Source organism: Pseudomonas gingeri, from assembly GCF_013385425.1.
Lineage (GTDB): Bacteria > Pseudomonadota > Gammaproteobacteria > Pseudomonadales > Pseudomonadaceae > Aquipseudomonas > Aquipseudomonas gingeri_D.
Map to the genome: position 1 here is coordinate 709765 of NZ_JACAQA010000005.1, position 24103 is coordinate 733867.

A 24103-nucleotide genomic window follows, 5' to 3' on the forward strand; every position below is an offset into this window, starting at 1 on the left:
TCGACGGCTGGTTAGGGTTGCCGGCAATGGGCAATCCTGACGAGCGTTTATTGTGATCAACTACCTGTGGTTCTTTCTCGCGGCACTGTTTGAAATCGCCGGATGTTATGCCTTCTGGATGTGGCTGCGCTTGGGCAAGAGCGCCTGGTGGGTCGCCCCGGCGCTGTTGAGCCTGACGCTGTTCGCGCTGCTGCTGACCAAGGTCGAGGCAACCTACGCCGGTCGGGCCTACGCGGCCTACGGCGGTATCTACATCATTGCTTCGATTGCCTGGTTGGGCCTGATCGAGCGTATCCGGCCCCTCGGTTCCGACTGGTTGGGCGCCGCGCTCTGTGTCCTCGGTGCAAGCATCATTCTGTTGGGGCCGCGCTTTTCACCGTCCTGAATCCGGCTCTCTTCGGTAAAATCTCCGACCTGGCTCAGCCAGTAATCTTATTCTGTAGGGCGAGTCGGCCCTGTGGGTCAGGGCCGGCTGATTTGCCGTGCCTGCATTGAAGCTGCTCATCGGGCCGGGCAGTCTTGGGCGCTCATAAACCCTTGAGGATTGAGTGCCATGCTTGTACTGAGCCGCGTCGTCGGCGAGATGATTTCCATCGGCGATAACATCACCGTGAGAATTCTCGCCATTAACGGTAACCACGTTCGTTTCGGTGTCGAGGCACCGAAGAACGTCAATGTGCACCGTGCGGAAATCTACCGTCGGATCCTGACCCAACTGGGGGAGCCGGAGCCTGTCCGCGACTCCGTTGTCTGACGATCAGTCGAAAAACTCTTTCGGCACCGCGTGCCTGGGCAGCAACTGACATTGCTCGCTTTCGAGATCGAAGAGAATCACCGCCTGGCCCTTGCTCAATGCATGGCGTACCCGCAGCACGCGGGTTTCCTGGGGCGTGTCGTCACCGTTGTCGGTACCGTCGCGGCTGACGAAGTCTTCGATCAGGCGGGTGAGGGTGTCGGGTTCGAGTTGGTCGTAGGGAATCAGCATGGAATCGTCTCTGGCGGCTAAGGGGCCTGATGCTACTGTGCCAGGGCCTGTCGGGCTATAACGCCAAGGTGTAATGACAGGCCCCTCGCTCATTTCGTCCCGTTCTGACAGACATAGGCAACAAAAGAATGTTCTCTTCCTGACGGACTGCCAAGGGCAGATCGTTATTGATGAGGAACATCAAAATGAACAATGCAGTACACCCCATCAGGCCGGTTTCGTACGCGGCGTTTACCAGTGCCGGCCGCCGAGCGCTCCTGGGGGGGCTGTTGCTGGGCCTTGGCGGCTGTGTCTCGCCATTGCCGGATCTGGCGCCGCCTCCCGGGCAGATCACCCTGGTCCGCGAGGGCTTTACCCTGACCTATGACTGTGAAAATCGCACGGCGCTCAGGTACGCGTATCAGTTGACCGCCGACAAGGGCAATGCCAAGCGGCCCAGGGGCTTTGAACTGGACCCTGATCTGCCCGCCGGCTGCCCGACGCAATTTTCCACTCGAGGATACAGCGCGGTACCCGGCTGGGACCGGGGGCATCTGGTGCCCTCCAATCAAATGGACCACAGCGGCCTGGCGATTCGCCAGGCCCATTACATGAGCAATATCGTGCCCCAGGCCGCGCGCTTCAACCAGGGGATCTGGGTGCAAACGGAGGAGGTTTCGGAATGCTATCGCGACCTGGCGCCGGTACAGGTCTACGGCGGGGTGATCCACGATAACCCGGCGAATGACTTCTTCCTCGAGTCCCATGGTATCCGCACACCTGATGCCTTCTGGAAAACCATCTTGACCACCGATGCGGATGGCAAGACCCAGGCCATCAGTTGGTACATCCCCAACCAGGCGACGCTTGAGCCGTTGGACCGCTACATCCGCAGCATCGCGGAACTGGAGGCCTTGCTGGGGAGTGACACCGTCGGCATCGAAGCGAGCGACGAGGTCAAGGCGCAGAAACCCGCGCGTACCTGGCCCCGGCCACGCGACTGCGACCAGGGCTGAGCCCCGGTGGCGCGGCGTGTTGCGCGCAGAGGTGTTATCCGGCTATCCGAAAGGATTTTTATTTTTGATTTAACTTACTGATAAATAACAGATTTTTTGAGCGTTTCAAGCTTCGGCAGACTGATACCCTCGATGGAAATGGACGCGGCACTCGAGCATTGTCAGCCCCTGGCGCAATTTGCCGGAGCGCGAGTGGCCCAGGCCTTGGCGGATAACGGCCTGGGGCCTTTGTCTGCCCTGATCAGTCGCGGCGGCGGGCTTTTAAAAAAGGATATTTGAAATGTCAGCTATTCCCAGTTTTGTGCCGTCTGCCCTGGACGAGCAAAGCGAAAACGAAGATGTGATCAATGCCCATGCTCCGCCCTGGTTGTTGGCGGCCCGCCCCGAAGATATCGCGCGCCTGCGCGAGCACCTGCAGCGCAGTCTTTTTTTCAAGGAGGAACTGTCCGAGCGGTTCAAGGACCTGAAACCCGTCCGGGAGTTTTGCGCGTCGGTTCTGGAGCACGCGTTGCTGAGTCGATTCGGGCCGGGCCTGGATATCTACCGGGACCACGTGAAAATTGCCGATCGATGGCCGTCACTGCGCTATCCCATCGAGTCGTCTCAAGTCTTTCCGATGACCTATACCAGTCGCAGTTTGCTGGAGGCCGCGTTGCAGAACTTCGAGGCGGACGAACGCCTCCCTCCAAAATCCCATATAAGCCTGAGTGGCGACCCGAAGCGGGTGCCAAAAGTCAGCCTGGAGGATTTCGTCGAACTGGTGCGCCAGCTTGATCTGGGCCGGGTCTATCAGCATCACCTGTGCCAGGCTTTTCATCTCCAGGGAAGTGAGGGGGAGTCGGCGGATGACGACGAGTTTCGCATTGAGTCCGCCATCGTCCAGCAAAAGAAAGCCGATATGCTGGTGGATGCCTATATCGCTTACATGAAAAAAGACATCGATCAGATTGCCCATCAACAGATCTGCAAGTTGATCGAATGGAATATCGCCGTTGCCCCGGATGGCTCAAGGATGGTGGTCAATGGATTGAAAGTGCTGGGTGTTTCGTTACCGGGTATTTGTCTGTTCACGATGCAGAATGTGCCAGCGAGCGAAACGGCCGCGATGAAGGATCGGGTACTGGTGCATATTCCCAATGATCCACTCACCCGCTTCAAACTCTATGCCTCGCTCGCGGCATTCCACGCCGAACTGCGTAGCCGTCTTTGGCAGCCCTCGTATGAAGCGTTCTTCTGTGGTTTTGTCAGCCAGCGCGATCTGCCGAGGTTCCTGTCGCAGTTGAGGGGGCGCCTGACCCTTGAGACCCGGGATGCCTATGGAAACTTCACCAAGTCCCTGAATCCGTCTGCCGATTTATCGTTGAAGCTGGAGTTGCTGAGCGGCGAGTTGTTTTTTCACCTCTATCGACAACAGATCCTGCGGCTTCAGGACGATGGGCGGGTCGTGGCGGTCCCGACCGAAGATGTTGACGAGGCTGCCCGCGAGGCCAGGAGGCAGTCGCTGTTGGGTCTGGGCATGACCTTGCTCAACCTGGCCGCCTTCGCCAACCCCTGGCTGGGTTTGCTGATGATGGGGGTGGCGGTCGGGCAACTGTTGGCGGAGACCTATGAGGGCTATGAGGATTGGCGGCGCGGTGAGCGTGACGAAGCGATCTCGCACATGATGTCGGTGGCCGAGGACATTGCGACGATGGTGGCCCTGGGTGTGGTCATGCACTGGGGGAGCAAGGCCCTCAAAGGTTTTTTTCAGCGGCCCTCGGACTTTTTTGACAGCCTGCTGCCGATCAAGTCGAGCGATGGTCGCTACCGGCTGTGGCAGGCCGACCTGCGCGCCTATCGCCATGATGTCCCCGAACTGGAGGAAAGAGGGCTGGACCCTGAAGGTTTTTACCTGGGGGACGATGCTGGCGATGGACACCGTTATCTGGATATCGCCGGCGAGCCTTACCGGGCCTACCGGGATAAGGCTTCCGGGGCCTGGCGTCTGTGCCATCCGAACCGTGGGTCGGCTTACGAACCCTGGCTTGAGCACAATGGCGCCGGGGCCTGGAGGCTGGCTCACGAATGGCCTTTACAGTGGCACGATCCGGTTCACCTGCTGCGTCGCCTGGGGCCTGACGTGCGGTTTTTGAGTGATAAAAACCTCGAGGAGATCCTGTCGATTCATCGACTCGACGAATCGCTATTGCGTCGCCTGCATATGAATAATGCCAAGCTCCCGGCTTCCCTGATGGACTCGATACAGCGCTTCAGGTTGGACAATGAATTGAGCTGGCTGCTGGTGCCGTCCACCGCGCCGAGATCGGCCGCGGCACGTGTGCTCGACCTGAAGCTGCAGATTCTGCCCAGCCTCGAGAGCTGGCCCCGGAATCGCACGCTCATGTTGCTGGACGATGCAGGCAAGCCGCTCAAGGAGTACGGGGCGGATCTGACAACGCAACCGATGCGGCTCATGCTCCGCTCCAGGGACATCGAGGCGGATGGATTGGCGATGGTCCTGGACAAACTGACACTCCAGGAGCAGCGGATGCTGCTCGGTCCGGGGGCGGATCCCGACCAGACGTCGGCGCTTCTGGAAGGGCTGCTGCGCACCCATGTACGCGAACAGCGCCCCACGGTGTTCCAGCGCCTCTACCGTTTGTGCTGCGTGACCAATGTCGGCTTGCCGATGAGCCTCAGGCAAGGCTTTGCCGATTTACCGGACGGGGTCTTGCGTGAAATCCTGGGACAGACGGACGACGTACTGAAAGGGCGCTTGAGCCTTGGCGGGCGTCTGCCCTTGGAATTGATTGAAAAGGCCGGCGAAAGCAGGCGTGAGATTCGAGTCAATCACGCGCTGGACGGTGGTTTTCTCAAAAAAACGGGCGATCTGGATGGCGCCAGGTTGCAGTTGCCCCTCCTGAAAACGATGGTTGGGTGGCCGGCGGATGTGCGCTGGGAGATTCGCCAGGAGCGCTTCGACGGACGCCTGTTGTTCAAGATGGGCGATGACGACTTGCCCCGGCGCCGGGTTCTGGTCAGGACTGCACAGAGCTATCAAGCCTTTGATAATGAGGGCCTGAGCCTGGGGCCGCTGGTCAATGGGCCCCAGGCCCTGAGCTCGGCGGTATTGAGCGGCTTGCGGGTGAGCGAGCGCGAGGCGATGGGGGTCAAGCTGGGCGAGGCCGACTTGCTGCACCAGTTGCTGATGTCCAAGATCCTGCTGCGTCCACGGGCTGAGCTCGAAGAGATACTCGGCCTGCCGCCACGCAAGCCAGGAACGCGTTCGCCGACATGGCGCGACAGCTATATGGGCGGTTGCCTGCGTGTCAGGCGTGGCATTGTCCATGGCTCGCGACGCGGGTTACGCCGGTTGACCCGGCTGTATCCAGACCTCTGCGAGGCGGAGGCGCGCAATCTCTATTTTTCTTTTGGCGATGATCCTCTTGAGGTCAGAGCTCGGCTCCAGGCGCTCGAAGAGGAGCTCCGGCAACTGCGCTCGACCCTGGCCGATTGGCGAGGAGGGCAGACGGTGAGGGCGCATGCCTGGTTGGGAGGCATGGCCGAGAGCCGTGAACAGGCGGCCGAGATCATCGAGCGTTGCTGGCGACGGCAGACACCGGCTACCTACAACGAAAATGGCGCGGCCATCGGTCACAGCCTGAGCCTGGCGGGCTTGCGCGTCGACAGCCTGCCAAGTTTGCCCACCGGTATCAGTTTTGATCATGTCACCGAGCTTTCGCTGAAGAACATGAGAATCAGTCGGATCCCAGAAGGTTTTCTCGAGCGTTTTCCCAACCTGCGCCTGCTGGAGTTGAATAACAATCGGCTGGAGTACCTGCCGAATGCGATTGCCGATATGAGCCGGCTCAGGGAGCTGTATCTGCAGGACAACCAGATCACCCTGACGCCGAACGCCGTCGGTGTGCTGTCGGGTTTGCACGATCTTGAAACCCTGAACCTGAACGGCAACTTCGATGTCAGCTTGCTGGATGTTGGCCAGATGCCGCGTTTACGCCGCCTGCATCTGCGCGGGACAGGTATCGACGGTTTGCCAGTGGGCCTGTTGACGCGGGTTCGCCTGTACGAGGCGGATCTGCGTGACAACCGGATTCAGGTTGTGCCGAACGCGATCTACACGGCACCTTCGCCGATCAATCGGCGGATCATTCTGCGTAACAACCCCTTGTCGGAGTATCACCAGAACCTGTTGGCCGCCTATCGGGCGCGCACCGGCATTACCTTCGGCATTCCCGATACCGAGTTGGCGTTGGATGACTACAGTGCGCGTCAGCGTTGGCTGGCCGATATCGAGGAGGGCGAGCGCCGCGACAACCTGCGCGACCTGTGGCATGACTTGCGGCAAGAGGAGGGCTCCGGGGAACTGTTCGCGTTGTTGGGACGCCTGGGCAGCAGCGCGGAATATCAGAAGACTCGCGCCGACTTGACGCGACGCGTCTGGGAGGTGCTGGCGGAAGCCGCCGAGAACACCACGTTGCGGCGTGAGCTGTTCGACCTGGCGGCCGATCCGCTGACCTGTGTGGACAGCGCCGCACGCAACTTCAGTCACCTGGAAGTCCGGATGTTGCTGGCCAGGGCCCGGTTTCTGGCGCTCAGGAGTAGTGAGCCGACGGAGTTGCTGAAGTTGGCGCGGGGCCTGTTTCGCCTGGAACGTATCGATGAGATTGCCCGGGAGCATGTCAAGGCGCTGTACGAGCAGCCCGAGCGGCCTTCAGCCGGTATGGTGGATGAGATCGAAGTGAATCTGGCCTATCGGGTCGGCCTGGGACGTTCGCTGTATTTGCCCGGGCAGCCGAAGGAGATGTTCTTCAGATCCATTGCCGGTGTCAGCGAAGAGCAGATCCTGGAAGCCCGCGGTCGCATACGGCAGGCTGAGGCGACAGCGGCCATGAAGACCTTTATTGCTTCGCGCGATTTCTGGATCGACTACCTGAGGAAGAAGTACCCACGGGATTTCGCCCTCTTCAACAGGCCGTTTCATGAGCAGGAGGAACAACTGCTGAACAATTCCCCGGAGATGCTCAGCGACAGGTATTCCCGAAGTTTGTCGATGTTGATGGAGAGCCGCCTCGCCGAGGAGCAACGTTTTCTCGAAGGGCTGACCCAGTACGAACTGGATGAGCATCCCGCCCCGCTCTGATGTCTGGTCGGGGCGCCGGTTCAGGCGTTCGTCCGAGGCTTGACCGTGCCGCGAATCAGGGCGCGCAAGGCGAAACGATTCGGATGACAGGCCTCGGCAATGCTGCGGGGCAGCGGCAACGGTTCGTTCTCCAGCCACGCCGCCAGCAGCTCACCCGAAAGCGGTGCGCTGATCAGGCCACGGGAGCCGTGGCCGCTGTTGATATACAGGCCCTCGAGCCAGGGGCAGGGGACCTGTGGCACCTGCCGGGCATCCCGGGCCAGGATGCCGTAGGCCTCGGCGAACGCTTGCGGGTCCGCCAGCGGCCCGACGATCGGCAGGTAATCGGCGCTGGTGCAGCGAAAGGCGGCCCGGCCTTGCAGTTGTTCTGGAGCCAAGCCCGCGGCGTTCAAGCGCAGGGCCAGGTCGGGCGAGATGTCCTGTAGCAATGCCAGGTTGCCGATATGCTCCGCCGTGGTGGGAGTCAGGTCTTCGCTCTTGAAATCGAAGCTGGCCCCGAGGGTATGTTCACCGAGGCGTGCCGGGGCGACATAACCTTCGGCGCAGACCACGGTGTGCAAGGCGGCGCTGCCGGCGGTCTGCGCCAGGCGGGTGATCTGCCCGCGAATGCGCTTGAGCGGCAACGCGGCGCTGGCGGTGAAGCGTTTCACTTCGGCGGCGCCGGCAAGTATCACCACCGGGGCGCTGTCCAGCAGGGTGTCGGCGTCCCACGCCTGCCATTGGTTGTCGACCTTGCGCAGTTCGACGGCGTCGCTATGGGGGCGTATTTCAATATTCGGGTGATGAGCCTGCCACTGGCACAAGGCCGGCGGATGGACCCAGCCGCCCTCCGGGAAGAACAGTCCGCCGTGCTCGAGGGCCACGCCGGCACGGGCCTGGGCCTGGGCTTGATCGAGGACCTGCAGCAACTCGGGGCTGAAGGCCTTGGCCAATTGGGCCTGGCGCTCGGCCTCTTTCTCATCGAAGGCCAGTTGCAAGACGCCGCAGTCGTCCCAGTCGAGGCCTTTGTGCAACTGCTCGAGCAAGCGCCGGGTATGCCCGAAACCGCTGAGGATCAGTTGCGACAGCGCGGTGCCATGGGCCGACAGCTTGAGGTAGAGGACGCCTTGCGGGTTGCCCGAGGCTTCCCGGGCCAGGGCATCGTGGCGCTCCAGCAGGCAGACCTGCCAGCCACGGGCGGCGAGGCTCGCCGCGCTGGCACAACCGGCCAGGCCGCCGCCGATCACCAGGGCCCGGCGTTCGCCGCCGGGCGGTCGTGGGCGGGAGAACCAGGGCTTGGCCTGCGGCGGTTCGGCGGTGTCTTCGGGCCAGCCGATAAATTCGCCCCGCAGGATTTCCCATTTATGGCCGATGCCCGGCGTGCGGCGCATCTTGAAGCCCGCGGCATTCAACGAGCGACGGACCCAGCCGGTGCTGGTGAAGGTGCTCAGGGTCGCGCCGGGGGCCGCCAGTCGCGCCAGTTCGGCGAACAGTTCGGGTGTCCACATCTCGGGATTTTTCGCCGGGGCAAAGCCATCGAGGAACCAGGCGTCGATCCGGGCATCCAGTTGCGGCAACTGTTCCAGGGCATCGCCGACCAGCAGTGTCAGGGTCACCCGGCCATTGTCCAGCAGCAGGCGCTGGAAGCCCTGGTGAATGGCGACATACTGCCCGAGCAATTGCGCGCTGAACGTCGCCAGTTCGGGCCAGAGGCTGAGGGCGCGTTGCAGGTCGGCGCGGCTCAGTGGGTACTTTTCCACGCTGACGAAATGCAGTCGGGCGCCCGCTACCGCACAGGTTTCGAACAACTGCCAGGCGCAGAGGAAATTCAGTCCGGTGCCGAAGCCGGTTTCGCCGATCACCAGCCGCTCGTTCGGCCCGAGGGCCTCGAAACGCTCTTTCAGACGATTTTGCTCGATAAAGACGTAGCGGGTTTCGTCCAGGCCCGACTGGTCGGAGAAATAGACGTCGTCGAAGACCCTAGAGTGCGGGCGACCTTGATCATCCCAGTCGATCTGGGCGTGGCTGGGAGGAGTGGGCGATACGCGGGTCATGGGGGCACTCGACGGCAACAAGGCGGCTATTCTAGCCCATTGCCGGGCGCTGGATTGATCCATGGCAAGGCCTGGGGATTTCCCGCCACACAGCGTGGTCCGATCCGTTAGTCTTGCTCTATCTTGGAAGGGAGTCGCCCATGTTTGAATCCGCCGAAATCGGTCACGCCATCGACAAAGAAACCTACGACGCCGAAGTCCCGGCCCTGCGTGAAGCCTTGCTGGAGGCGCAGTTCGAACTCCAGCAGCAAAAGCGCTTTCCGGTCATTGTGCTGATCAATGGCATTGAAGGGGCGGGCAAGGGCGAGACGGTCAAGTTGCTCAACGAATGGATGGACCCGCGTCTGATCGAGGTCCGCACCTTCGACCAGCAGACCGATGAAGAACTGGCCCGGCCACCGGCCTGGCGCTATTGGCGGCAGTTGCCGGCCAAGGGGCGCATGGGGGTGTTCTTCGGCAACTGGTACAGCCAGATGTTGCAGGGAAGGGTGCACGGCCATTTCAAGGACGCGGTGCTGGACCAGGCGATCAATGGCGCCGAGCGCCTGGAGCGCATGCTCTGCGACGAAGGTGCGCTGATCTTCAAGTTCTGGTTCCACCTGTCCAAGAAACAGATGAAGGCCCGCCTCAAATCTCTCCAGGATGATCCCCTGCACAGCTGGCGCATCAGCCCGCTGGATTGGCAGCAGTCGGAGACTTACGACAAGTTCGTGCATTTCGGTGAGCGGGTGCTGCGTCGTACCAGCAACGACTATGCACCCTGGCATGTGATCGAAGGTGTCGATCCGCATTACCGCAGCCTGACCGTGGGCAAGATCCTGCTCGAAGGCTTGCAGACGGCGCTCAAGACCAAGGACGCCAAGCCGCGCCCGACCAATGCCGCACCGCTGCAGTCGGGGGTGGACGAACTCAGTCTGCTGGACAGCCTTGACCTGAGTCAGCACCTGGACAAGGACGACTATGAAGAACAACTGATTACCGAACAGGCGCGGCTGGCCGGTCTGCTGCGGGACAAGCGCATGCGTCGGCACGCGCTGGTGGCGGTGTTCGAAGGCAATGATGCGGCGGGCAAGGGCGGAGCGATCCGCCGGGTCGCCGCGGCGCTCGATCCACGGCAGTACCGTATCGTCCCCATCGCCGCGCCGACCGAGGACGAACGTGCCCAGCCGTACCTCTGGCGGTTCTGGCGGCATATCCCGCCGCGTGGCAAGTTCACCGTGTTCGACCGTTCCTGGTATGGCCGTGTATTGGTAGAACGGATTGAAGGCTTCTGCAGCCAGGCCGACTGGATGCGTGCCTACAGTGAAATCAACGATTTCGAGGAGCAACTGAGCGAGGCCGGAGTGATCGTGGTGAAGTTCTGGCTGGCCATCGATAAACAAACCCAATTGGAGCGTTTCCAGGCTCGCGAAGAAATTCCGTTCAAGCGCTTCAAGATCACCGAAGACGATTGGCGCAACCGCGAGAAATGGGAGCTGTACCGCGATGCCATCGGCGATATGGTCGACCGTACCAGCACCGAAGTGTCGCCCTGGACGCTGGTGGAAGCCAATGACAAGCGCTGGGCCCGGGTCAAGGTGCTGCGCACGATCAACCGGGCCATCGAGGACGCCTTCGAAGCATATGGGAAGAAGGGTAAGTCGAAGTAGGACGATGGCCGCGCATACGCCGGATGAATGATTGTCGCGGTCGGGAATCGGGTGGGCTTATGCTCGCTCGATCCTTCCAACCGACAACAACAATCAACGAGGTGGGTCATGCGTGAAGTGGTGATCGTCGACAGCGTGCGGACTGGCCTGGCCAAGTCCTTTCGCGGCAAATTCAACCAGACCCGGCCGGATGACATGGCGGCCCATTGCGTCAACGCCTTGCTCAGCCGCAACGGCATAGACCCGGCCAGCGTCGAGGATTGCATCGTCGGCGCCGGCTCCAACGAGGGGGCCCAGGGCTACAACATCGGGCGTAATGTCGCGGTGTTGTCGAAGCTGGGCACCGGCACCGCCGGCATGACCCTCAATCGCTTCTGCTCCTCGGGGTTGCAGGCGATTGCCATTGCCGCCAACCAGATCGCATCCGGTTGCAGTGAGATCATCGTTGCCGGTGGCGTCGAGTCCATCAGCCTGACGATGAAAAGCGTCAACACCGACAACCTGATCAACCCGCTGCTCAAGGAGCAGGTGCCGGGGATCTATTTCCCCATGGGCCAGACCGCCGAGATCGTCGCCCGACGCTATGGTGTCAGTCGTGAGCAGCAGGATCAGTATGCGTTGCAAAGCCAGCAGCGCACGGCCGCCGCCCAGGCCGCCGGTTTGTTCGACGATGAAATCGTGCCCATGGCCGTAACCTATGCGGTTGAAGACAAGGCCAGCGGGCAGATCCAGTATCTGCAAGGCGTGGTGGAGCGTGATGACTGCAATCGCCCGGACACCACATTGCAAAGCCTGGCCGGTTTGAAGCCGGTGTTTGCCGAAGACGGTTCGGTGACCGCGGGCAACTCGTCACAACTGTCCGACGGCGCTTCGATGACCCTGGTGATGAGCCTGGAAAAAGCCCTGGAACTGGGGCTGACGCCCAAGGCCTTGTTCCGTGGTTTTGCCGTGGCCGGTTGTGAACCGGACGAAATGGGCATCGGCCCGGTGTTCTCGGTGCCGCGGCTGCTCAAGGCCAGGGGCCTGAGCGTGGCGGATATCGATCTGTGGGAGTTGAACGAAGCGTTCGCCTCGCAGTGCCTGTACAGCCGTGATCGGTTGGGTATCGACAACGACAAGTACAACGTCAACGGCGGTTCGATTTCCATCGGCCATCCCTTCGGCATGACCGGCTCGCGCCAGGTCGGGCACCTGGTGCGTGAGCTGCAACGACGCAAGTTGCGTTATGGCATCGTCACCATGTGCGTGGGCGGTGGGATGGGGGCGACGGGGCTGTTCGAAGCGTTGCTCTGAACCTGGACCAGACCCCGTTGCTACAGGGTCTGGCTGGCCTGGATGGCATTGGCCCGCTGCATGCGTTTTACATACAGCTGGGTTTCGCGCTCGGCATCGGTGCGAGTAAAGAACGGCCCTTCCAGTGTGTTTTCCCGAGTGCTGAAAAAAAACAATCCGTTGATGGTCGTCACTCGGCCACTGCGAAAATGTGTGGCCTCGGTGTTGTCTTGTGCGCGTTTGCCGAACATGGCGAAATCTCGCTGGTGAGCGTAGCTGTCAGAAATCTAGCATAAAACTTATGAAGATAGCTCACCTGATCCTCCGATCAATGGTCATGGCCAGTTTATTGGCGGCGTTTCTGGCATGCTCAAGGTCGTATCGGGCTGTCTTCCCCGGCTGTGTTGCCGACCTGGCAAGGCCTAGAATGGCGACTTCCCCCACACGTCCGCAGGACTCTTCATGCATATCTCATCCGGTCGCTGGGGCTATGGCCTGTTCCTGGCGCTGTTGACCGCCGTGCTCTGGGGCATTTTGCCGATCAAGCTCAAGCAGGTATTGCAGGTGATGGACCCGGTGACCGTGACCTGGTGCCGGTTGATTGTGTCGGGGGGCTTTCTGTTCGTGTACCTGGCGGCGACCCGGCGGTTGCCGAGCCGGCATGTCCTCGGGCCACGAGGCGGCTGGCTGGTGCTGATGGCGGTGCTCGGCCTGGTGGGCAACTACGTGCTTTACCTCATGGGCTTGAACCGCCTCAGTCCGGGCACCGCGCAGTTGGTGGTGCAGATGGGGCCGATTTTCCTGCTGATCGCCAGCCTGTTCGTGTTCAAGGAGCGCTTCAGCCTGGGGCAGGGGCTCGGCTTGCTGGTGCTGCTGTTCGGCTTCGGGCTGTTTTTCAATCAGCGCCTGGAAGAGTTGCTGACCTCCCTGGGGACTTACACCGCCGGGGTATTGATGGTGTTGCTGGCGTCCACGGTCTGGACCTTCTATGCCTTGAGCCAGAAGCAATTGCTGACGGTATGGAATTCGTTGCAGGTGATGATGGTGATCTACCTGTTTTGTGCCTTGTTGCTCACGCCCTGGGTGCACCCGAGCGAAGTCCTGCAACTGAGTCCGTTGCAAGGCTGGTTGTTGCTCGGTTGTTGCCTCAATACCCTGGTGGCCTACGGTGCCTTTGCCGAGGCCCTGGCGCACTGGGAAGCCTCGCGGGTCAGTGCGACCCTGGCGATCACGCCGCTGGTGACCTTTGCCGCGGTGGCCCTGGCGGCCTGGCTGTGGCCCGGCTTCGTACAGCCCGAAGATATCAATGGCCTGGGGTATGGCGGCGCGTTGCTGGTGGTGCTGGGCTCGGCGCTGGTGGCGTTGGGGCCGTCGCTGATGGCCGGGCTCAAGGCCCGGCGGGTGCGTTTGATGGCAAATTAACGCTCGACGTCAGCCGTTCTTGCCGGATTCAAGCATGTTTTCCGGCCGGACCCAGGCGTCGAACTCGGCGTCGGTCAGGTAGCCGAGGGCCAGCGCCGCTTCACGCAAGGTGAGGTTTTCGCTGTAGGCCTTCTTGGCGATCTGGGCCGACTTGTCGTAGCCGATATGCGGATTCAGCGCCGTCACCAGCATCAGGCCACGCTCCAGGTGCGCGGCCATCTGCACCGGGTCGGGTTCCAGCCCGGCGATGCAATGCTGCTGGAAGTTGCTGCAACCATCGCCGAGCAGTCGGATCGACTGCAGCAGGTTATGGATGATCACCGGCTTGAACACATTCAACTGCAAGTGACCCTGGCTGGCGGCAAAGCCGATCGTCACGTCATTGCCCATGACCTGGCAGGCCAGCATCGATAGCGCCTCGCACTGGGTCGGGTTGACCTTGCCGGGCATGATCGAACTGCCCGGTTCGTTGGCCGGCAACTTCACCTCGGCAAATCCGGCACGCGGCCCGGAACCCAGCAGGCGCAGGTCGTTGGCGATTTTCATCAGGGCCACGGCGAGGGTTTTCAGGGCGCCGGAGAGGGTGGTCAGGGGCTCATGGCCGGCCAGGGCGGCGAATTTGTTCGGCGCGCTGATAAACGGCAAGCCGGACAACGCCGCGAGTTCGGCGGCAACCGCCTCGGCAAAACCATGGGGCGCATTCAGCCCGGTGCCGACGGCGGTGCCGCCCTGGGCCAGTTCGCAGACCGCCGGCAAGGCCGCGCGAATCGCCCGCTCGGCGTAGTTCAGTTGCGCGATATAGGCCGAGACCTCCTGGCCGAAGGTGATCGGCGTGGCATCCATCATATGGGTGCGCCCGGTCTTCACCAGCTTCATATGGCGTGCCGCCAGTTCCGCCAGCCCGCCGGACAGTTCGGCCATCGCCGGCAGCAACTGCTGGTACACCGCCTGGACGGCGGCGATGTGCATGGCGGTGGGAAAACAGTCGTTGGAGCTCTGGGAGCGGTTGACGTGATCGTTGGGGTGTACTGGCGATTTGCCGCCACGGCCCTTGCCGGCCAGTTCATTGGCCCGCCCGGCAATCACTTCGTTGGCGTTCATATTGCTCTGGGTGCCGCTGCCGGTCTGCCAGACCGCCAGCGGGAACTGGTCGTCATGTTCGCCGGCGAGCACTTCGTCGGCGGCCTGCTCGATCAGCCGGGCGATATCGGCGGGCAGGTCGCCATTGCGGTTGTTGACCCGGGCCGCGGCCTTCTTGATCAACGCCAGGGCGTGCATGACCGCCAGGGGCATTTTTTCCGTGCCGATGGCGAAGTTGATCAGCGAACGCTGGGTCTGGGCGCCCCAGTAGGCCTCTTCCGGTACGTTTACCTGGCCAAGGCTGTCGGTTTCGATGCGACTCATTCGGTTTCACTCCTGATGGCGGGTTAGCGCAGTTTAGGTCCTGATCGAACGCGTGGGTTCCCTTCCAGGTTTTACTCTCTTCGCGACCATCGGACACCCGAGCATTGGCCACGGGGTTGAGTGACACACTTTGTTAGGCGCAGAATGGATGCCCTTGGGGTTTTACCTCGCCTGTTTAGAAAGGAAACTCGATGACCCGTCTTCGTGCCATCTGTACCGCGGTTGCTCTGGTATGCGCCAGCGGCCAGGTTTTCGCCGATACCGCCAGCCACAACGCCAGTGCCGAGGCTTTCCTGACGTTGGCCCACGCCGACAAGCTGGGCACCCCGGTCTACGCGCAAGTACAGCAAATGTTTGCCCAGCGCTTCGAGCAGACCCAGGCACCGGCCTCGAAAAAGCCGTTGCTCGACACCTACCAGGCCAAGGCCAACGCCGCCCTGGACCAGGCCATCGGCTGGAACAAGCTCAAGCCTGACATGCTCAAACTCTACACCGACAACTTCAGCGAATCCGAACTCAAGGACCTGGTCGCGTTCTACCAGTCGCCACTGGGCAAGAAAGTCCTGGAAAAAATGCCGCAACTGACCCAGCAATCGGCCCAGATGACCCAGGCCAAACTGGAAAGCGCAGTACCGGTGGTGAACAAGCTGCTGGAAGACATGACCAACGAGCTGACGCCCAAGGCGCCGGCACCCGCGGTCAAGAAAAAGCCGTAAGCGGAGCCTGGAATGAGCATGCAGCAACGTATCGAAACCGCACTGGGCGCCCTGCAACCCGAGCACCTGCAAGTCCTGGACGAGAGCCATATGCACAGCCGTGGGTTGCAGACCCACTTCAAGGCGGTGCTGGTCAGCGCACAGTTTGCCGGGTTGAACAGCGTCAAGCGCCACCAGAAGGTCTATGCCGCCCTGGGTGACCTGATGAGTGAATTCCATGCGTTGGCCCTGCATACCTACACCCCTGAAGAGTGGGTGAAAATCGGCGTGGCCCCGGCATCGCCGGTCTGCGCCGGCGGAGGGCATTGATGCTGGTTTTTTGACCGGTGTTTTTTTGCTAGAATCCGCAACGCGCCGCACTGTCGGCGCGTTTTTTTTGCATCCGGTTCGCCCTTTGCGAGGGCAGCCACCTGGAGAGAATCACCCATGACTCAACCCATAGTCGTGGCGGCACTTTATAAGTTCGTCACCCTGGAAGATTACGTTGCCCTGCGCGAGCCACTGCTGCAGGCGATGGTCGACAACGGTATCAAAGGCACCCTGCTGATCGCCGAAGAAGGCATCAACGGTACGGTTTCCGGTAGCCGCGAAGGCATCGACGGCCTGCTCGCCTGGCTCAAGCTGGATCCGCGGATGATCGACATCGACCACAAGGAATCCTATTGCGACGACCAGCCGTTCTATCGGACCAAGGTCAAGCTGAAGAAGGAAATCGTCACCCTGGGGGTCGAGGGCGTGGACCCGAACAAGCAGGTCGGCACCTATGTCGATCCACAGAACTGGAATGCGTTGATCGCCGACCCGGAAGTGTTGCTGATCGACACCCGCAACGATTATGAAGTTTCGATCGGTACCTTCGAAGGCGCCATCGACCCGAAAACCACCAGTTTTCGCGAATTCCCCGACTACATCAAAGCCCATTTCGACCCGGCCAGACACAAGAAGGTCGCAATGTTCTGCACCGGCGGCATTCGCTGCGAGAAGGCCTCCAGCTACATGCTCAGCCAGGGGTTCGACGAGGTCTATCACCTCAAGGGCGGGATCCTCAAGTACCTCGAAGAGGTACCCCAGGAGCAGAGCAAGTGGCAGGGCGACTGCTTTGTCTTCGACAACCGCGTCACCGTGCGCCATGACCTGAGCGAAGGCGACTACGATCAATGCCATGCCTGTCGTACGCCGATCAGCGTCGAGGAGCGTGCCTCGGAGCACTACGTGGCCGGGATCAGTTGCCCGCATTGCTGGGACACCTTGAGCGAGAAAACCCGTCGTAGCGCCATTGACCGCCAGAAACAGATCGAACTGGCCAAGGCGCGCAACCAGCCGCACCCGATCGGTTACAACTATCGTCAATCTTCCGAGGGCTGAGCCATGTCCGCGCGCCTGCTGTATGTGATGGACCCGATGTGTTCCTGGTGCTGGGGATTTGCCCCGGTGGCCGAGGCACTGGTCAAGCAGGCCCAGGCGGCGGGGGTCGAACTGCACCTGGTGATGGGCGGCCTGCGCACCGGCAGCGGCGCCGCGCTGGAGCCGACCACCCGGCGCTATATCATGGAGCACTGGCAGGCGGTCACCGAGACCACCGGCCAACCGTTCAAGCTCGACGGCGCCTTGCCTGACGGTTTCATCTACGACACCGAGCCTGCCTGCCGCGCCGTGATCACCGCGCGTAGCCTGGCGCCGGACTGTGCGTGGACGCTGGTGGGGCTGATCCAGCGGGCCTTTTATGTCGAGGGTCGGGATGTCACCCAAGCCAGCGTGCTGGTGGAGCTGGCGGAGCAAGCCGGTTTGCCGCGCATCGAGTTTGCCGGCGCCTTCGACACGGCCGAGCAACACGCGGCCACCGCGGCCGATTTCACCTGGGTCCAGGACCTGGGGATTGCCGGTTTCCCGACCCTGCTGGCCGAACGTAATGGCCAGTTGGCGCTGCTGACCAATGGCTACCAGCCGCTGGCTGAACTTGCCCCGCTGCTCGGCCGATGGCTGGAGCGCGCGGCCAGTGCTTGAACAGCCCGAACCCGTCAAACCCCCTGTGGACCGCTTGAGCTGGGCCGAAATCCGGCGTCTGGCCCTGCACCATAAGAAAGCGCTGTGGATCGCCAACCTGGTGGCCGTGTTGGCGACCTTGTGCAGTGTGCCGATTCCCCTGCTGTTGCCATTGCTGGTGGACGAGGTCCTGCTGGGGCACGGCGATGCCGCGCTCAAGGTGATGAACCACCTGCTGCCCGATCCCTGGCAGCGCGCCGTCGGTTATATCGGCCTGATGCTGCTGGTGACCCTGACCCTGCGTTGTGCGGCCCTGGTGTTCAACGTGGTCCAGGCGCGGCTGTTCGCCGGGCTGGCCAAGGACATCGTCTACCGCATCCGCACCCGGTTGATCGAGCGTTTGAAGCGTATTTCCCTGGGCGAGTACGAAAGCCTCGGCAGTGGCACCGTGACCACGCACCTGGTGACCGACCTGGACACCCTGGACAAGTTCGTCGGCGAGACCCTGAGCCGCTTTCTGGTGGCGATGCTGACGCTGGTGGGCACCTCGGCCATCCTGGTCTGGATGCACTGGAAGCTGGCGCTGCTGATCCTGCTGTTCAACCCGCTGGTGATCTATGCCACGGTGCAGTTGGGCAAGCGGGTCAAGCATCTGAAGAAGCTGGAAAACGACAGCACCTCGCGTTTTACCCAGGCCCTGACCGAGACCCTCGACGCGATCCAGGAAGTGCGTGCCGGCAATCGCCAGGGCTTTTTCCTCGGCCGTCTGGGGACCCGTGCCCGGGAAGTACGGGATTACGCCGTGGCGTCGCAATGGAAAAGCGATGCCTCGAGCCGGGCCACGGGGCTGCTGTTCCAGTTCGGCATCGATATCTTCCGTGCGGCGGCGATGCTCACGGTGCTGTTCTCGGACCTGTCCATCGGCCAGATGCTCGCGGTGTTCAGTTATCTCTGGTTCATGATCGGGCCGGTGGAGCAGTTGCTGAACCTGCAATATGCCTTCTATGCCGCCGGCGGTGCGCTCGAGCGGATCAACGAACTGCTGGCACGTGCCGATGAACCGCAGTACCCCGGTGGCGTCGATCCTTTCATTGGGCGCGACACCGTGGGTATCGAGGTACAGGGCCTGAGTTTTGCCTATGGCGAGGAACCGGTGCTCGATCAGTTGGACCTGTCCATCGCCCCTGGCGAAAAAGTCGCGATTGTCGGCGCCAGCGGCGGCGGTAAAAGCACCCTGGTGCAACTGCTGCTGGGTCTTTACACGCCCCAGTCCGGGACCATTCGCTTTGGCGGCGCGTCCCAGGCCGAGATCGGCCTGGACACCGTGCGCGAGAACGTCGCGGTGGTGTTACAGCACCCGGCGTTGTTCAACGATACCGTGCGCGCCAATCTGACCATGGGCCGCGAGCGCAGCGATGAAGCTTGCTGGCGGGCACTGGAAATTGCCCAGCTCGACGCTACGATCAACCTGTTGCCACAAGGCCTGGACAGTATTGTCGGGCGCTCCGGGGTGCGTTTGTCCGGTGGTCAGCGTCAGCGTCTGGCGATTGCCCGGATGGTCCTGGCCGAACCCAAAGTGGTGATTCTCGATGAAGCGACCTCGGCCCTCGACGCAGCCACCGAATACAACCTGCATCAGGCCCTGAGCCGGTTTCTCAGCGGTCGCACGACCCTGATCATTGCCCACCGGCTGTCTGCGGTGAAACAGGCGGATCGGGTGCTGGTATTCGACGGTGGGCGCATCGCCGAGGACGGCGACCATCAGCAGCTTATTGCCGAAGGTGGCCTCTACGCGAAGTTGTACGGGCACCTGCAAAAAATTTGACGCGCTTGAGTTTTATCGGGTTTTCTGTGCTTAGTGGTTGAATTGACTGAAGGAAAGACTTTTTTCTCTGTGTGTGCGAACGATGGATGAGTTCCGGTGATCTGGAAGGGGGGAGGTTGATCCCTTCGGTGTCATGGAAATTAGCCTAGGCTGTGCTATCAGAAGTGGATTTCTCTCGAGTGCTCATCTGGCAGTGCTGATGCAAGGGATCTCATGAAGCAAACGCGGACTCTCGGAACGCCACGGCTGTTGGGCATCGTCTGGCCATTTATTGCTGTTGTCCTGTTTCAGGCCCTGCTGGGCTGCCTGAGCCTGTATGTGCTGTCCGCCGTGCGCGGTTATGTGGCGGGCGAGAGCCTCTGGTCCAAGGGCCAGAAGGACGCCATCTACTACCTCAACCTGTACGCCGATAGTCGCGACGAAACGATCTTCCGTAAATACCAGGAAGCGATCGCCGTGCCCCAGGGCGGACACGACCTGCGGGTCGCCCTGGATTCGTCGACCCCGGACCTGGCGGCCGCTCGGCGTGGGATACTGCAAGGCGGCAACCACCCCGACGATGCCTCCAGCATCATCTGGTTATACCTGAACTTCCGGCACTTCAGTTACCTGGAACGAGCCATTGAAAAATGGGCGGTGGGCGACAGTTATCTGTTGCAACTGGACACTGTCGCCCAGCAGATGCACCGGGCGATCTCGGTCAACCAGGAGAGTAACAACGATATCCGGCGCTGGAAGAGCCAGATCTTTGCCATCAATGATGGCGTGACACCGGCTGCTAAAGCCTTCAGCGATGCCCTGGGAGAAGGTTCGCGGGTCATTCTGCGCTTGTTGTTGATCACCAACCTGGCCACCGCCCTGGGCCTGATCGCCCTGGCCTTGCTGCGCACGCACAAGTTGCTGGCCCAGCGCCATGCCTTTGCCGATGCCTTGCAACTGGAAAAAGAGCGGGCGCAGATTACCCTTGAGTCGATCGGTGACGGGGTCATCACCACCGATGTGGAAGGCGCCATCGCCTATATGAATCCGGCCGCCGAGCACCTGACCCACTGGAAGGCCGGACAGGCCCATGGCCTGCCCCTGGCGGCACTGTTCAACCTGCTCGACGAAAATGCCCAGGAGGAAGGTTTTACCCTGATCGAACATATTCTCAGCGGCCGGCTGAGCGGTGGCAGCGAGCATTCCAAGCTGATCCAGCGCCTGGACGGCAGCACCGTGTCGGTGACCCTGGTGGGCGCGCCGATCCGCAACGCCGGCAAAGTCAGTGGGACGGTGCTGGTGCTGCACGATATGACCCAGGAGCGCCAGTACATTGCCAACCTGTCCTGGCAGGCCACCCATGACGCCTTGACGGGCCTGGCCAACCGGCGTGAATTCGAGTATCGCCTGGAACAGGCGCTGTACAACCTGAGCCGCCAACCGGCACGCCACTCCTTGATGTTCCTCGACCTGGACCAGTTCAAGCTGGTCAATGACACCTGCGGTCATGCCGCCGGCGATGAATTGCTCCGGCACATCTGTGCCTTGCTGCAATCCGGCTTGCGCGAGGGCGATACCCTGGCCCGTCTGGGCGGTGACGAGTTCGGCATCCTGCTGGAGAACTGCCCGTCGGAGGCCGCGGAAAAGATCGCCGAAGGCCTGCGGCAGACCGTGCAGAACCTGCATTTCGTCTGGAAAGGGCGGCCGTTCGTGACCACGGTCAGTATCGGCCTGGTGCACATTGCCCAGGCACCGGCCACCCTGGAGGCTTCGCTGCGGGCGGCGGACATGGCCTGCTACATGGCCAAGGAGAAGGGTCGCAACCGGGTCCAGGTGTATCACGCGGACGATTCGGAGTTGTCCTTGCGTTTCGGCGAGATGGCCTGGGTCCAGCGTTTGCACATGGCCCTGGAGGAAAACCGGTTCTGCCTGTATGCCCAGGAAATTGCCGCCCTGGGACACACCGATCACACCGGTGGGCATGTGGAAATCCTCCTGCGTTTGCACGACGAGGCCGGGCGTATGATCCTGCCCGACAGCTTTATCCCGGCCGCCGAGCGTTATGGCCTGATGACCCAACTGGATCGCTGGGTGGTGCAGAACGTCTTCAAGGTCATTGCCGAATGCATCGCCCAGAAGCGCGGGGGCGCGATGGCGATGTGCGCGATCAATCTGTCGGGTACCACCATTGGCGACGACGGCTTCCTCGGCTTCCTGCATGAGCAGTTCAAGCTGCATGGCATTCCGCCGGATATGATTTGTTTCGAAATAACTGAAACCAGCGCCATTTCCAATCTCGGCAGCGCCATACGATTTATCAATGAACTCAAGAACTTGGGCTGTCGGTTCTCGTTGGACGACTTTTGCGCGGGAATGTCTTCATTCGCCTATCTCAAACATTTGCCTGTAGACTTCCTGAAGATCGATGGAAGTTTCGTAAAGGATATGCTGGACGACCCGATTAACCGCGCCATGGTCGAGGTGATCAATCACATCGGCCATGTCATGGGGAAGCGAACGATTGCAGAATTCGTTGAAACACCGCAGATCGAGCAGGCCCTGCTCGAGATCGGTGTCGACTATGCTCAAGGCTATATTGTCGAGCGGCCGCAGTTGTTCACCTGTGACAGCCTGTTGTGTCGGCCCGCTCGACCCCGGCCTCTCCTGTTCAAGGCGCCTGGTACATTCCGCTGAAACCTTTGCTGATCTGCTTAAATCACCACTCAGAAGGAGCCCGACAGTGATCGACACTTTCAGCAGAACCGGCCCACTTATGGAGGCCTCCAGCTACCCCGCGTGGGCGCAGCAGCTCATTCAGGACTGTAGCGAGAGCAAGCGCCGGGTTGTCGAACACGAACTTTACCAGCGGATGCGCGACAACAGGTTGAGCGCGAAAACCATGCGCCACTATCTGATTGGCGGCTGGCCGGTGGTTGAACAGTTTGCGTTATACATGGCACAGAACCTCACCAAGACCCGTTTTGCCCGCCATCCCGGCGAGGACATGGCGCGGCGTTGGCTGATGCGCAATATCCGCGTGGAACTGAACCACGCCGACTATTGGCTGCATTGGAGCCGCGCCCACGGCGTGACCCTCGAGGACCTGCAGGCACAACAGGTCGCGCCCGAGCTGCACGCGCTGAGTCATTGGTGCTGGCATACCAGTTCGGCCGATGCGCTGATCGTCGGGATTGCCGCGACCAACTACGCCATTGAAGGGGCCACCGGCGAGTGGTCGGCGCTGGTCTGTTCGACGGGGGTCTATGCCGCGGCTTTCCCGGAGGAAGACCGCAAGCGTGCGATGAAATGGTTGAAGATGCATGCCCAGTACGATGATGCCCATCCGTGGGAAGCCCTGGAAATCATCTGTACCCTGGCCGGCAATAATCCCGCCAAGGCACTGCAGGTCGAGCTGCGGCAGGCGATCTGCAAGAGCTATGACTACATGTATCTGTTCCTTGAACGTTGCATGCAGTTGGAACATGGGGAAAAGGCTCCGGTCGCCCGCGAGCGCCAGGCCGCTCTCGCCGAGGGTTGACTGGTGGCACCTCGATCCTGAGTTCGATGCAGTCACTGTGGGAGCCGGCTTGCCGGCGATAGCGGCCGATCAGGCGATGCAAGGCTCACAGGCCTCATCGCCAGCAAGCTGGCTCCTACAGGGGTTGCGTGCAGTCTTGAATTTCCGGTTTGTGTCGCGCGTTCAACCTGCCATGGCCAGGCGGTTGCGCCCTTCGCGCTTGGCCACATACAGGGCATTGTCCGCGCGGCGCAGCAGGCTTTCGGTGGACTCCCCCGGCAACAGTGTGGCGCAACCCAGGCTCACCGTCAGGTTGATCCGCTGGCCATCGAAATCGTAATCCTGGTCTTGCGCCGCATAACGCAGGCGCTCACCGACCAATGCCGCGGCCTCGCGATGGGTATTGGACAGCAGGATCAGAAACTCCTCGCCGCCATAGCGGAACACCCGGTCGACATTGCGCAGTTGGTCCTTGATCGACGTGGCGACGATTTTCAGCACCTTGTCGCCGGCGCTGTGGCCGTGGTTGTCATTGATCTGTTTGAAGTGGTCGATATCCAGCATCAGCACCGAAATCGGCTGGCTATGGCGGCGCGCCAGTTCGAATTCCCGCTGCAGGGCCTGCTCCATGGCGATGCGGTTGCCGGTTCCGGTCAGCGGGTCGCGCAGTGCGCAGCGGGTAGCGGCGCGGTAGAGCAGGGCGTTGCGCATCGGGTACAGCAGGCTCGCCAGCACCGATTCCAGATTGCCCAGTTCCTCTTCGTTGAAGCGGGTGCCACGGCGAAATATCAACTCGCCCAGTTGCTCGCCTTCATGGCTGAGGCTATAGCTGATCAAGTGATGGCCGCGTTGGCCGAACTCCAGGCGCAAGTCGCTGGCCGGGTGCAGGTAGCTCAAGGCATCCAGTGGCACCACGCGCTGGATCTCGCGGAAGAAGATGTCCAGGATGCGCTCCGGCTCCAGGCTGACCTGCAGCTGCAGGGTCAGTTGATGGCGCAGTTGGGCCAGGTTGATGGGGCGTTGCTGGGCGGGGGGAAGCTGGCCAAAGCCCAGACGTTGCAATCTGGCGCGATCAAAATCAATTGCGTTGGTCTGGGTCGGCGTTTTCATAGTGGCAAGCCCCTAAGCACAGAATACGGTCTTACAGGGTGGGCGAAAGAGCGGTTTGGAAACGACTCTTACG

The 24103-nt window shown here is 61.3% G+C and carries 19 protein-coding genes; 14 read left to right on the top strand and 5 right to left on the bottom strand.

Annotation, left to right across the window (positions count from 1 at the left end; translation table 11 throughout):
- Window positions 1-52: 52 nt before the first annotated feature.
- Complete coding sequence (locus HX830_RS11145; protein ID WP_103495918.1) at window positions 53-385, top strand: YnfA family protein; 333 nt, start codon at window positions 53-55, stop codon at window positions 383-385.
- A 168-nt stretch (window positions 386-553) separates the two neighbouring features.
- On the top strand, window positions 554-754 hold the full coding sequence (gene csrA, locus HX830_RS11150) for a carbon storage regulator CsrA (protein WP_103495917.1): 201 nt from the start codon (window positions 554-556) through the stop codon (window positions 752-754).
- A gap of 3 nt (window positions 755-757) precedes the next feature.
- Here csrA and HX830_RS11155 read toward each other — a convergent pair whose 3' ends face one another.
- Complete coding sequence (locus HX830_RS11155) at window positions 758-985, bottom strand: YheU family protein (protein ID WP_103495916.1); 228 nt, start codon at window positions 983-985, stop codon at window positions 758-760.
- Window positions 986-1170: 185 nt separating this feature from the next.
- On the opposite strand from HX830_RS11155, the gene HX830_RS11160 reads away from it, so the two are divergent.
- Both HX830_RS11160 and HX830_RS11165 read left to right on the top strand, forming a co-directional pair.
- Entirely contained in the window at window positions 1171-1980 is an 810-nt protein-coding gene (locus HX830_RS11160; RefSeq protein WP_152737258.1) for a DNA/RNA non-specific endonuclease, read from the top strand.
- Between the two features lie 280 nt (window positions 1981-2260).
- Window positions 2261-7120 carry an NEL-type E3 ubiquitin ligase domain-containing protein gene (locus HX830_RS11165; protein WP_256350445.1) on the top strand — a complete coding sequence of 1620 codons (4860 nt, stop codon included), beginning with the start codon at window positions 2261-2263 and terminating at the stop codon, window positions 7118-7120.
- Window positions 7121-7140: 20 nt separating this feature from the next.
- On the opposite strand, the gene mnmC is transcribed toward HX830_RS11165, so the two are convergent.
- Complete coding sequence (gene mnmC / locus HX830_RS11170; protein ID WP_177100244.1) at window positions 7141-9153, bottom strand: bifunctional tRNA (5-methylaminomethyl-2-thiouridine)(34)-methyltransferase MnmD/FAD-dependent 5-carboxymethylaminomethyl-2-thiouridine(34) oxidoreductase MnmC; 2013 nt, start codon at window positions 9151-9153, stop codon at window positions 7141-7143.
- Between the two features lie 140 nt (window positions 9154-9293).
- Between mnmC and pap the strand changes: the two genes are divergently transcribed.
- Window positions 9294-10802: a polyphosphate:AMP phosphotransferase gene (gene pap / locus HX830_RS11175; RefSeq protein ID WP_103495913.1), complete on the top strand. Its 1509-nt coding sequence runs from the start codon at window positions 9294-9296 to the stop codon at window positions 10800-10802.
- A gap of 108 nt (window positions 10803-10910) precedes the next feature.
- Window positions 10911-12095, top strand: coding sequence for a thiolase family protein (locus HX830_RS11180; protein ID WP_177100153.1), 1185 nt, complete (start codon window positions 10911-10913; stop codon window positions 12093-12095).
- A 20-nt stretch (window positions 12096-12115) separates the two neighbouring features.
- Here the strand turns inward: HX830_RS11180 and HX830_RS11185 are convergent, their stop codons facing one another.
- A complete protein-coding gene (locus HX830_RS11185) occupies window positions 12116-12325 on the bottom strand; it encodes a DUF6316 family protein (protein WP_177100155.1) in 210 nt (69 codons plus the stop codon).
- 211 nt (window positions 12326-12536) lie between these two features.
- Here HX830_RS11185 and HX830_RS11190 point away from each other — a divergent pair, with 211 nt between their 5' ends.
- Complete coding sequence (locus tag HX830_RS11190; protein WP_103495910.1) at window positions 12537-13496, top strand: DMT family transporter; 960 nt, start codon at window positions 12537-12539, stop codon at window positions 13494-13496.
- A 9-nt stretch (window positions 13497-13505) separates the two neighbouring features.
- On the opposite strand, the gene HX830_RS11195 is transcribed toward HX830_RS11190, so the two are convergent.
- Window positions 13506-14900 carry a class II fumarate hydratase gene (locus HX830_RS11195; protein ID WP_103495909.1) on the bottom strand — a complete coding sequence of 465 codons (1395 nt, stop codon included), beginning with the start codon at window positions 14898-14900 and terminating at the stop codon, window positions 13506-13508.
- A 191-nt stretch (window positions 14901-15091) separates the two neighbouring features.
- Between HX830_RS11195 and HX830_RS11200 the strand changes: the two genes are divergently transcribed.
- The 7 genes from HX830_RS11200 to HX830_RS11230 all read left to right on the top strand — a co-directional run bounded on the left by HX830_RS11200 (window position 15092) and on the right by HX830_RS11230 (window position 22941).
- Window positions 15092-15616: a DUF2059 domain-containing protein gene (locus HX830_RS11200; protein ID WP_103495908.1), complete on the top strand. Its 525-nt coding sequence runs from the start codon at window positions 15092-15094 to the stop codon at window positions 15614-15616.
- 12 nt (window positions 15617-15628) lie between these two features.
- On the top strand, window positions 15629-15925 hold the full coding sequence (locus HX830_RS11205; protein WP_100939074.1) for a BolA family protein: 297 nt from the start codon (window positions 15629-15631) through the stop codon (window positions 15923-15925).
- A gap of 117 nt (window positions 15926-16042) precedes the next feature.
- Complete coding sequence (trhO, locus tag HX830_RS11210) at window positions 16043-16981, top strand: oxygen-dependent tRNA uridine(34) hydroxylase TrhO (RefSeq protein ID WP_152737263.1); 939 nt, start codon at window positions 16043-16045, stop codon at window positions 16979-16981.
- A gap of 36 nt (window positions 16982-17017) precedes the next feature.
- Window positions 17018-17620 carry a DsbA family protein gene (locus HX830_RS11215; RefSeq protein WP_177100248.1) on the top strand — a complete coding sequence of 201 codons (603 nt, stop codon included), beginning with the start codon at window positions 17018-17020 and terminating at the stop codon, window positions 17618-17620.
- Window positions 17613-19424, top strand: a complete 1812-nt coding sequence (locus tag HX830_RS11220) for an ABC transporter ATP-binding protein (protein WP_371317487.1) — start codon at window positions 17613-17615, stop codon at window positions 19422-19424. Before HX830_RS11215 ends, HX830_RS11220 begins: the two co-directional genes overlap by 8 nt.
- 213 nt (window positions 19425-19637) lie before the next feature.
- Entirely contained in the window at window positions 19638-22097 is a 2460-nt protein-coding gene (locus HX830_RS11225) for an EAL domain-containing protein (RefSeq protein WP_177100157.1), read from the top strand.
- 79 nt (window positions 22098-22176) lie between these two features.
- Complete coding sequence (locus HX830_RS11230; RefSeq protein ID WP_152737565.1) at window positions 22177-22941, top strand: TenA family transcriptional regulator; 765 nt, start codon at window positions 22177-22179, stop codon at window positions 22939-22941.
- A 162-nt stretch (window positions 22942-23103) separates the two neighbouring features.
- On the opposite strand, the gene HX830_RS11235 is transcribed toward HX830_RS11230, so the two are convergent.
- Window positions 23104-24030 (bottom strand): GGDEF domain-containing protein, encoded by a 927-nt coding sequence (locus tag HX830_RS11235; protein ID WP_177100159.1) that lies wholly within the window; start codon window positions 24028-24030, stop codon window positions 23104-23106.
- Window positions 24031-24103: the final 73 nt, after the last annotated feature.

Bases quoted from the DNA above. Each gene is read 5' to 3' on its own strand.
- csrA (WP_103495917.1), top strand. From the start codon at position 554: ATGCTTGTACTGAGCCGCGTCGTCGGCGAGATGATTTCCATCGGCGAT.
- HX830_RS11155 (WP_103495916.1), bottom strand. From the start codon at position 985: ATGCTGATTCCCTACGACCAACTCGAACCCGACACCCTCACCCGCCTG.
- HX830_RS11160 (WP_152737258.1), top strand. From the start codon at position 1,171: ATGAACAATGCAGTACACCCCATCAGGCCGGTTTCGTACGCGGCGTTT.
- HX830_RS11165 (WP_256350445.1), top strand. From the start codon at position 2,261: ATGTCAGCTATTCCCAGTTTTGTGCCGTCTGCCCTGGACGAGCAAAGC.
- mnmC (WP_177100244.1), bottom strand. From the start codon at position 9,153: ATGACCCGCGTATCGCCCACTCCTCCCAGCCACGCCCAGATCGACTGG.
- pap (WP_103495913.1), top strand. From the start codon at position 9,294: ATGTTTGAATCCGCCGAAATCGGTCACGCCATCGACAAAGAAACCTAC.
- HX830_RS11180 (WP_177100153.1), top strand. From the start codon at position 10,911: ATGCGTGAAGTGGTGATCGTCGACAGCGTGCGGACTGGCCTGGCCAAG.
- HX830_RS11185 (WP_177100155.1), bottom strand. From the start codon at position 12,325: ATGTTCGGCAAACGCGCACAAGACAACACCGAGGCCACACATTTTCGC.
- HX830_RS11190 (WP_103495910.1), top strand. From the start codon at position 12,537: ATGCATATCTCATCCGGTCGCTGGGGCTATGGCCTGTTCCTGGCGCTG.
- HX830_RS11195 (WP_103495909.1), bottom strand. From the start codon at position 14,900: ATGAGTCGCATCGAAACCGACAGCCTTGGCCAGGTAAACGTACCGGAA.
- HX830_RS11200 (WP_103495908.1), top strand. From the start codon at position 15,092: ATGACCCGTCTTCGTGCCATCTGTACCGCGGTTGCTCTGGTATGCGCC.
- HX830_RS11205 (WP_100939074.1), top strand. From the start codon at position 15,629: ATGAGCATGCAGCAACGTATCGAAACCGCACTGGGCGCCCTGCAACCC.
- trhO (WP_152737263.1), top strand. From the start codon at position 16,043: ATGACTCAACCCATAGTCGTGGCGGCACTTTATAAGTTCGTCACCCTG.
- HX830_RS11215 (WP_177100248.1), top strand. From the start codon at position 17,018: ATGTGTTCCTGGTGCTGGGGATTTGCCCCGGTGGCCGAGGCACTGGTC.
- HX830_RS11225 (WP_177100157.1), top strand. From the start codon at position 19,638: ATGAAGCAAACGCGGACTCTCGGAACGCCACGGCTGTTGGGCATCGTC.
- HX830_RS11230 (WP_152737565.1), top strand. From the start codon at position 22,177: ATGGAGGCCTCCAGCTACCCCGCGTGGGCGCAGCAGCTCATTCAGGAC.
- HX830_RS11235 (WP_177100159.1), bottom strand. From the start codon at position 24,030: ATGAAAACGCCGACCCAGACCAACGCAATTGATTTTGATCGCGCCAGA.